This window comes from Escherichia sp. KTE96 (genome assembly GCF_000408525.1).
In the GTDB taxonomy this organism is placed as follows: domain Bacteria; phylum Pseudomonadota; class Gammaproteobacteria; order Enterobacterales; family Enterobacteriaceae; genus Escherichia; species Escherichia marmotae.
In genome coordinates this window covers 1,643,378-1,652,001 of the sequence record NZ_KE137149.1, presented here as the reverse complement: position 1 = coordinate 1,652,001, position 8,624 = coordinate 1,643,378, and the positions used below count along the sequence as shown (strand labels likewise).

The 8,624-nt window shown below is 52.4% G+C and carries 6 protein-coding genes; 3 read left to right on the top strand and 3 right to left on the bottom strand.

The features are described 5' to 3' along the window. Positions 1-147: 147 nt before the first annotated feature. The 3 genes from A1WG_RS06735 to glsA form a co-directional block, all read right to left on the bottom strand. Positions 148-1,503 (bottom strand): TolC family outer membrane protein, encoded by a 1,356-nt coding sequence (locus A1WG_RS06735; protein WP_016242603.1) that lies wholly within the window; start codon positions 1,501-1,503, stop codon positions 148-150. Positions 1,504-1,846: 343 nt separating this feature from the next. Then, on the bottom strand, positions 1,847-3,139 hold the full coding sequence (locus tag A1WG_RS06740) for an APC family permease (RefSeq protein ID WP_000982141.1): 1,293 nt from the start codon (positions 3,137-3,139) through the stop codon (positions 1,847-1,849). 2 nt (positions 3,140-3,141) lie between these two features. Beyond that, positions 3,142-4,074 (bottom strand): glutaminase A, encoded by a 933-nt coding sequence (gene glsA, locus A1WG_RS06745; RefSeq protein WP_001515907.1) that lies wholly within the window; start codon positions 4,072-4,074, stop codon positions 3,142-3,144. Between the two features lie 261 nt (positions 4,075-4,335). Here glsA and copA point away from each other — a divergent pair, with 261 nt between their 5' ends. The 3 genes from copA (at position 4,336) to ybaK (ending at position 8,599) form a co-directional block, all read left to right on the top strand. Continuing rightward, positions 4,336-6,837: a copper-exporting P-type ATPase CopA gene (copA, locus tag A1WG_RS06750; RefSeq protein WP_000083928.1), complete on the top strand. Its 2,502-nt coding sequence runs from the start codon at positions 4,336-4,338 to the stop codon at positions 6,835-6,837. 285 nt (positions 6,838-7,122) lie between these two features. After that, positions 7,123-7,917, top strand: coding sequence for a TraB/GumN family protein (locus A1WG_RS06755; protein WP_000365166.1), 795 nt, complete (start codon positions 7,123-7,125; stop codon positions 7,915-7,917). A 202-nt stretch (positions 7,918-8,119) separates the two neighbouring features. Next, entirely contained in the window at positions 8,120-8,599 is a 480-nt protein-coding gene (gene ybaK / locus A1WG_RS06760; RefSeq protein ID WP_000186624.1) for a Cys-tRNA(Pro)/Cys-tRNA(Cys) deacylase YbaK, read from the top strand. The last annotated feature ends 25 nt before the right edge of the window (positions 8,600-8,624 follow it).

Sequence of the window (8,624 nt, the reverse complement as noted above, 5' to 3'; positions counted from 1 at the left end):
TTAATAAGACAAAGGGTTACTCTAAATAATTCAAGTTGCAGAAAGGTGGCAAGCGAGAGGATACGCAGCCGCAATTCATGCTAACCTGAAGCATGACGAGTAAAATCACTTAATAACGATGTAGCCCTACTATTAATAATGGCAGGATTATTTCAAGTCGGGTAAGTCGTTGTATAAGCCTTGTTTAATTCCCGCTAATGGAATCAGGTTATTAACCGCAGCGGCATAATTAACTGCTGCGACCCAACCATCATAATTGGCATTTATTTCAGCCGATTGCGCCTGAAAGACATCTTGCTCGACGGTTAATAGATCATTCAGACTGCGTTTGCCTAATTTATATTCATTTTGGTACACATCTCGCGTTTTGTGCGCGCTTTCGGATTGCGCTAAACCTGCTTCTTCACGACCCCGTGCACCGGTCCAGTTGGCATACGCCACCGACGCCCGTTGCAGCACATCCAGTTTTGCCTGTTCGACCTGCGAGGCAGAGATTTTTTGTTGCCCTTCGGCTTGTTGCACCTGAGCAGAAACCGCGCCACCCTGATACAGCGGCGCATTGACGTTCAACTGTAACTGGTCGTCCCAGTACGAACGGTCACTGGTCTGGTAGCGCGTTTTGCCCCCCTGAATACTGAGCGTGGGCCAGTATTGCGCTTTGGTTTTTTCTACCCCGTACTGAGCCGACTGGCGTAAGTTTTCTGCCGCCAGCACCAGTGGGATGGACTGATAATCGATATTTTTTAGCGATACTGGCTGTTCGGCTAATTCGCCTGGCGGCGCGGCTATCGCCTCCGGCTGTACGCCGGTCAGCACCACCAGTTGTGCTTTGGCGCTGGCCATCTGTGCCTGATATTGCTCCAGCGTCGAGCGCATTCCGGCAATACGCGTCTGGGCCTGTAATTCATCAGAAGATGAGTTCAGCCCGGCATTGGCGCGCAGTGCCGCCATGTTATAGACATTTTCCAGCGAGTGAATATTGCGTTGCGCCGCGTCACACAAAGCCTGATAACGGCTAACTTCCATATAGGCGGTCGCCGTTTTCTCTGCGACATCGGTCAGGGTGGCCATTAATTTAAAGCGGTAGCTATCACGAGCGGCAGTTTGCAGTTTGATATTGTTGTTAGTTTTACCAAAGTCATACACCAGTTGCGTCAGGGTTATGCCATAAGAAACGTTGTTATCCAGCCTGCCGCTGGAGTCAGTTTGTCGCGACGGGCCTGCGTTGCCGGTTAAACCCACGTGCGGATACCAGGCACTTTTGGCTTCATCGATTTGCGCTTCGCCAATACCTATCTGCGCCGCCTGTTGGGTGACGTCAGGATTGCGGGCAAATGCGCGTAATATACTTTCCTGTAAGGATAAACTGGCAACCGGCGTAACCGCAGGGGCATTAGCCCATTGTGGTAACGGTGCAGCAAGCGCGTCTCCTCCCATCACAATAAAACTTATTAAAAATATCAGACCTTTATTTTTACGGTTTTTTAATTGTAATCGCGCCATAGGTAAGTCACTTCCTTCCAGGTCATTATTTTAACTGATCTTTATAACCAGCATCATTTTATTTAAGAAGGGTAATAACTTGCGCATCTCTTTCGTTTTTACTTCCCCCTTTAAAAGAAATGCAGTTGAAAAGCTTATACGTCATTTATTAATGAATACACTACGACTTTTAGATTACCATCATCCTTGTTAAGAATAATCCATACCAGGAAGTGATAGAAATCACAGTTTTATCGTCTATATATCTTTTTTTTGTGAATTATTTATTAAAGGCATAAGAAAGGAGATTAATTTAAGGATAAAAATAAAAGCGCAGTACAGAAAGCACCGCGCACAGAAAAGTTTATACCGTTTTATTCCGTTTCATTACCATTGCCACAATAAGGCTTAGTAATAGTGCGCCAATAATCCACATCAGCGCACTGCTGCCCTGTGACCACAGACTGTAAATAAACCCGATGATCACCAACAACATAACCAGCGTGCCAACAACAAGGATCGGTAACGAGGCGTGAATATCATGACGCAGGCGGATAGCGACCATAAACACCGCCAGGTAGCAGATCAAAAAAGTGGCACTGGCGACGCTGGCGAGCGAGCCTAAATTCAGCGCCGCCGTCATCAGCATAATCAACACCACTACGATGATGTTTCCCCAGGTACTCTGCCGCCACAGGGATTTATTCATTAATTTCGGCAGTTCGCGCTCGCTGCCCATATTGTCCATGATGTTAAACACGGCAAACAGGTTGGCGTTGATGGCTGAGGCCGTCGCCAGTAAAGCGCCGATGACCACAATCACATAACCCACATGTCCGAGCAACGGAGAAGCGGCTTGCGCTACGGCGGTATCGGCATATTTTTCTAACTCTAATGCCGAAACATCGCTAAGTAGCACCAGCGCCAGCGCAATGTAGAGTAGCGTGGTAACGCCAATCGCCACCAGAAACGCCCGTGGCATAATGACCGCCGGATCTTTCACTTTATCCGCTGCGTTTGCCATCATGCCAAAGCCCGCATAAGCAAGGAAGGTTATCCCAATACAGGAGAAGAACGCGCCGGAGCTGGGTGGTGCAGAGACAGAAATGTGCGCTGGTTGTAGCGACCAGACGCCTGCGACGATCAACAACAACAGGATCATCATTTTGATGCCGACGAGGATCACTTCCAGCCGCCCTACCGCATGATTGCTTAAGGAGTTAAATAGTGTCATCAGCGCAATGATCGCCAGTGCGTACAGCAAAATAAGATGCTCATCCTGGCTGCCTTCATGCAAAAACTGCACGGCATAAGCGCCAAAGGCACGAGCCACCATCGCGATACTCACCGCCAGCGTCATCAGGTACAGTAACGATAGAGCCAGCGAAAAGACGCCATTACCTAATCCCCGACGAAAGAAGTCAATAATCCCGCCGTTACTGGGGTAACTCGCCCCAAGCCGCGCGTAGGCATAACCGGAAAACATCGCCACAATACCGCCAAAGGCAAAGGCGACCCAGGTCGAGGCTTCCATTAACAACGCGGCCTGCCCCAGCAGGGCAAAGATCCCCGCCCCCACCATCGCCCCAATGCCGATGGAAACGACATTCCATAGCCCGAGGGGTTTGTTATCGTTATCACCTTCCGTGTTCATCATGATCAGCCCTTAAACACGTTATAGCCGAGTTGTTTAGCGACCGATGCCACCATTTTTTGTCCGCGAACACTGTTGCCTTCTTCATCCAGCGGTGGCGAGAACGCGGCAATACCCATCACGCCAGGTACGACCGCCAGAATACCGCCGCCAACGCCGCTTTTTCCGGGCAACCCCACGCGATACGCCCAGTCACCGGAGCGACCATACAGTCCTTCCATCATCATTTCGGCCAGGATGTACGGTACATTATCGGCCTGAAGAATACGTTTTTGGCTTAGCGGATTAACACCGCCCGCCGCCAGCGTCGCGCCAAGCGTCGCCAGTTCAACGGTATTGATAAGCGTGGAGCACTGACGGGTGTACACGTCGCAGGCTTCCATCGCATCGCAATAGAGGTATCCGGAGGAATACAGTAGCCAGGCAATTGCGCGATTGTGGAAGTTGGTGGTCTGCTCTGACTGATTCACTTCATCAGAGAGCGCCACCTGCTCCCCAGCCAGTTGTTGTTGGATGTGTAAAATCCGCTGCCAGCGTTGCTCGGCATTGTCGGCTTTGATCAGACTGGTAGTGGCGATAGCACCTGCATTCACCAGTGGCGACAACGGTTTGCCGCCATGAAGTTCTAAGGCGATGACTGAATTAAAAGGCAATCCGGTCGGGTCAGCGCCAATTTTGTCCTGAACCGCCTGCGAGCCGACATCTTCCAGCGCGAGGGCTAACGTACAGACTTTCGAGATGGATTCCAGCGCAAAGCGGTAATCACTGTCACCCGCGCGATAGACGCTACCATCGCAAGTCACAATAGCCACTGCCGCCAGTTGGCTGGGGACATTCGCCAGAAAGGGAATGTAATCGGCATTTTGTCCGCCGCTCAGTGAATGATATTGGGTATATGCCTGGTCCACTGCCTGCTGTAATTTTTTTGCATCTGACATCTTTTGTTACCTCCTTTTTATAGATGCGGGAGGTTATTCCTCACCCCGATGCCAATTTTCAGGCATCCTGATTTAACTTAGCACCCGCAAATTAACTACAGGAAAACAAAGAGATAATTGTCTGATTCTGATGGAAATTGAGCCAATTTTTTAATCTTCACTGACTTTTATCCTGGTGATTAATTAATTTCTTGACCTTCCCCTTGCTGGAAGGTTTACCCTTTATCTCAGTCAGTCAACACTGTCTTAAAGGAGTGAATTATGTCTCAAACAATCGACCTGACCCTGGACGGCTTGTCCTGCGGTCACTGCGTTAAACGCGTAAAAGAGAGTCTTGAGCAGCGCCCGGACGTTGAGCAGGCGGACGTGTCTATCACTGAAGCGCACGTTACCGGTACTGCCAGCGCAGAACAGCTTATCGAAACTATCAAGCAAGCGGGTTATGACGCATCAGTAAGCCACCCAAAGGCTAAACCGCTGGCGGAGTCATCAATCCCGTCGGAAGCACTGACAGCGGTTCCTGATGAGCTTCCGGCAGCGACCGCCGAAGACGATAGTCAGCAGTTGCTGCTGAGCGGCATGAGCTGCGCCAGTTGTGTCACCCGGGTGCAGAACGCGCTGCAAAGCGTACCGGGCGTCACCCAGGCACGGGTAAACCTGGCGGAGCGCACTGCGCTGGTGATGGGCAGTGCCTCCCCACAAGATTTAGTGCAGGCGGTGGAAAAAGCGGGCTACGGCGCAGAGGCGATTGAAGATGATGCTAAACGCCGCGAGCGCCAGCAGGAAACCGCCGTCGCGACTATGAAACGCTTCCGCTGGCAGGCGATTGTCGCCCTGGCGGTGGGTATCCCGGTGATGGTCTGGGGGATGATTGGCGAGAACATGATGGTCACTGCCGACAACCGCAACCTGTGGTTGGTTATCGGCCTGATTACGCTGGCGGTGATGGTTTTCGCGGGTGGGCATTTTTACCGCAGCGCATGGAAAAGCCTGCTGAACGGCGCGGCGACGATGGATACGCTGGTAGCGCTGGGTACAGGCGTGGCGTGGCTCTATTCGATGAGCGTCAACCTGTGGCCGCAGTGGTTCCCGATGGAAGCGCGACATCTTTATTACGAAGCCAGCGCGATGATTATCGGTCTGATTAATCTAGGCCATATGCTGGAAGCGCGCGCACGTCAGCGCTCTTCTAAAGCGCTGGAGAAATTACTCGATTTAACCCCGCCCACGGCACGACTGGTCACCGAAGATGGTGAAAAAAGTGTGCCGCTGGCTGAAGTGCAGCCAGGTATGTTGCTGCGCCTGACGACCGGTGATCGTGTGCCGGTAGATGGTGAGATTACCCAGGGCGAAGCGTGGCTGGATGAAGCAATGTTGACGGGTGAACCTATTCCGCAGCAAAAAGGCGAAGGCGATAGTGTCCATGCCGGGACGGTGGTGCAGGACGGCAGCGTGCTGTTTCGCGCCAGTGCGGTTGGCAGCCATACTACCTTGTCGCGGATTATTCGCATGGTGCGCCAGGCCCAGAGCAGTAAGCCGGAAATCGGCCAACTGGCGGATAAAATCTCTGCCGTGTTTGTGCCGGTAGTGGTGGTGATTGCGCTGATCAGTGCGGCAATCTGGTATTTCTTTGGTCCGGCACCGCAAATTGTTTATACCCTGGTGATTGCCACCACGGTGCTGATTATCGCCTGCCCGTGTGCGCTGGGGCTGGCAACGCCGATGTCGATTATTTCTGGTGTCGGCCGCGCAGCAGAGTTCGGTGTGCTGGTGCGTGACGCCGACGCACTGCAACGTGCCAGTACGCTGGATACCGTAGTTTTCGATAAAACCGGGACGCTGACCGAAGGGAAGCCGCAGGTTGTCACTGTGAAAACCTTTGCTGATGTTGACGAAGCGCAGGCGCTGCGTCTGGCGGCGGCACTGGAACAAGGTTCCAGCCACCCACTGGCGCGGGCAATCCTCGATAAAGCAGGCGATATGCAACTGCCACAAGTCAACGGCTTCCGCACATTGCGCGGGCTGGGCGTGAGCGGTGAAGCAGAAGGCCATGCGCTGCTGTTGGGGAATCAGGCGCTGTTAAATGATCAGCAAGTAGATACGAAAGCTATCGAAGCGGAGATTACCGCCCAGGCATCGCAAGGATCAACGCCAGTGCTGCTGGCGGTTGACGGTAAAGCGGTAGCCCTGCTGGCAGTACGCGATCCATTACGTAGTGATAGCGTGGCGGCGCTGCAACGGCTGCATAAAGCGGGATATCGTCTGGTGATGTTGACCGGGGATAACCCAACGACCGCCAATGCGATCGCCAAAGAAGCGGGGATTGATGAAGTGATTGCGGGTGTATTGCCGGATGGTAAAGCCGAAGCGATTAAACGTCTGCAAAGCGAGGGGCGTCAGGTCGCAATGGTGGGTGACGGTATTAACGACGCGCCAGCACTGGCCCAGGCGGATGTCGGTATTGCAATGGGCGGTGGGAGTGATGTTGCGATTGAAACCGCAGCGATTACTCTGATGCGCCATAGTCTGATGGGCGTTGCCGATGCGCTCGCCATCTCCCGCGCAACGCTGCGTAATATGAAGCAGAATCTGCTTGGCGCGTTTATCTATAACAGCATTGGGATCCCCGTCGCCGCCGGTATTTTATGGCCGTTCACCGGAACCTTGCTTAACCCGGTGGTTGCCGGGGCAGCCATGGCACTCTCGTCGATTACCGTGGTGAGCAACGCCAACCGGTTGCTGCGGTTTAAACCGAAAGAGTAAGTACGTCATTGCCGGATGCGCTGCTTCAGGGCGGCGCATTTGGCATTAACGCACGACTGCCGGATGCGGCGTGAACGCCTTATCCGGCCTACGGTTCGGGCACAAGTCTGTAGGCCTGATAAGACTCGACAGCGTCGCATCAGGCAATAGTGCTCAGGTGCCGGATGCGGCGTGAACGCCTTATCCGGTTTACTGGACAAAGCACTGTGCACAAGTGCAACAATCAACTCCATTTGCGCCATTCCTCCCCGCGCGCTAGCATGATATTTCACAAAGGGAGGTCGTATGGATCTGTTGTACCGGGTAAAAACACTTTGGGCTGCGCTGCGCGGTAATCATTACACCTGGCCTGCTATCGATATCTCTCTTTCCGGTAATCGTCATTTTCATCTCATTGGCAGTATTCATATGGGTAGCCACGATATGGCTCCCCTGCCCGCCCGGCTGCTCAAAAAACTCAAACAAGCCGATGCGCTTATCGTCGAGGCGGATGTTTCCACCAGCGATACCCCATTTGCCAATCTCCCTTCCTGCGAGGCGCTGGAAGAGCGTATCAGCGAAGAACAGATGCAAAACCTGCAACACATTAGCCAGGAGATGGGCATTTCTCCCTCGCTGTTTTCTACTCAACCGCTGTGGCAAATTGCGATGGTTCTTCAGGCGACACAGGCGCAAAAACTGGGGCTGCGGGCAGAATATGGTATCGATTACCAGTTATTGCAGGTAGCGAAGCAACAACATAAGCCCGTGATTGAACTGGAAGGGGCAGAAAATCAGATTGCCATGTTGCTCCAGCTTCCCGACAACGGACTGGCACTGCTGGACGATACTCTGACCCACTGGCATACCAACGCCCGGTTGTTGCAACAAATGATGAGCTGGTGGCTGAATGCGCCACCGCAAGATAATGAAATAACGCTGCCCAATACATTCAGTCAGTCGCTGTACGATGTGCTGATGCACCAGCGCAATCTTGCCTGGCGGGATAAATTACGCGCTATGCCGCCGGGGCGCTATGTGGTCGCGGTTGGCGCACTGCACTTATATGGAGAAGGGAATTTGCCGCAGATGCTGCGCTAAAAAAATGGCCAATATCGCTATTGGCCCGTCAAAGAGGAATTTCATATTTTTATTATTATGCCGTCACTTTAAGCGACGGTGTAAGTCGATTGTCGCTCAATCTCACCATCCTGCCAATACTCTTAGGCAAGATGACTCTTTTTTTTGGGCCGCCATCAGGCGTATGCTTTCTCCGTTTTTTGTTTGAGGCAGGAAAATTACGATGACACCCGCAGTTAAATTACTCGAAAAAAACAAGATTTCTTTCCAGATTCATACCTACGATCACGATCCGGCTGAAACTAATTTTGGCGATGAAGTGGTCAAAAAATTAGGTTTAAATGCGGATCAGGTCTACAAAACGCTGCTTGTCGCGGTGAACGGCGATATGAAACATCTGGCGGTAGCCGTTACGCCAGTCGCAGGTCAACTGGATCTTAAAAAGGTGGCAAAGGCGCTGGGTGCCAAGAAAGTGGAGATGGCCGATCCGATGGTGGCACAACGCACCACGGGGTATCTGGTTGGGGGAATTAGCCCACTGGGGCAGAAAAAACGTCTGCCGACGATCATCGACGCCCCCGCGCAAGAATTTGCCACCATTTATGTTTCTGGTGGTAAACGCGGGTTAGATATCGAACTGGCAGCAGGCGATCTGGCGAAGATCCTCGATGCGAAATTTGCCGATATTGCTCGCCGCGATTAAGCATTGTGCCGGATGCGCACATCCG

Bases quoted from the DNA above. Each gene is read 5' to 3' on its own strand.
- ybaK (WP_000186624.1), top strand. From the start codon at position 8,120: ATGACACCCGCAGTTAAATTACTCGAAAAAAACAAGATTTCTTTCCAG.
- A1WG_RS06755 (WP_000365166.1), top strand. From the start codon at position 7,123: ATGGATCTGTTGTACCGGGTAAAAACACTTTGGGCTGCGCTGCGCGGT.
- glsA (WP_001515907.1), bottom strand. From the start codon at position 4,074: ATGTCAGATGCAAAAAAATTACAGCAGGCAGTGGACCAGGCATATACC.
- A1WG_RS06740 (WP_000982141.1), bottom strand. From the start codon at position 3,139: ATGATGAACACGGAAGGTGATAACGATAACAAACCCCTCGGGCTATGG.
- copA (WP_000083928.1), top strand. From the start codon at position 4,336: ATGTCTCAAACAATCGACCTGACCCTGGACGGCTTGTCCTGCGGTCAC.
- A1WG_RS06735 (WP_016242603.1), bottom strand. From the start codon at position 1,503: ATGGCGCGATTACAATTAAAAAACCGTAAAAATAAAGGTCTGATATTT.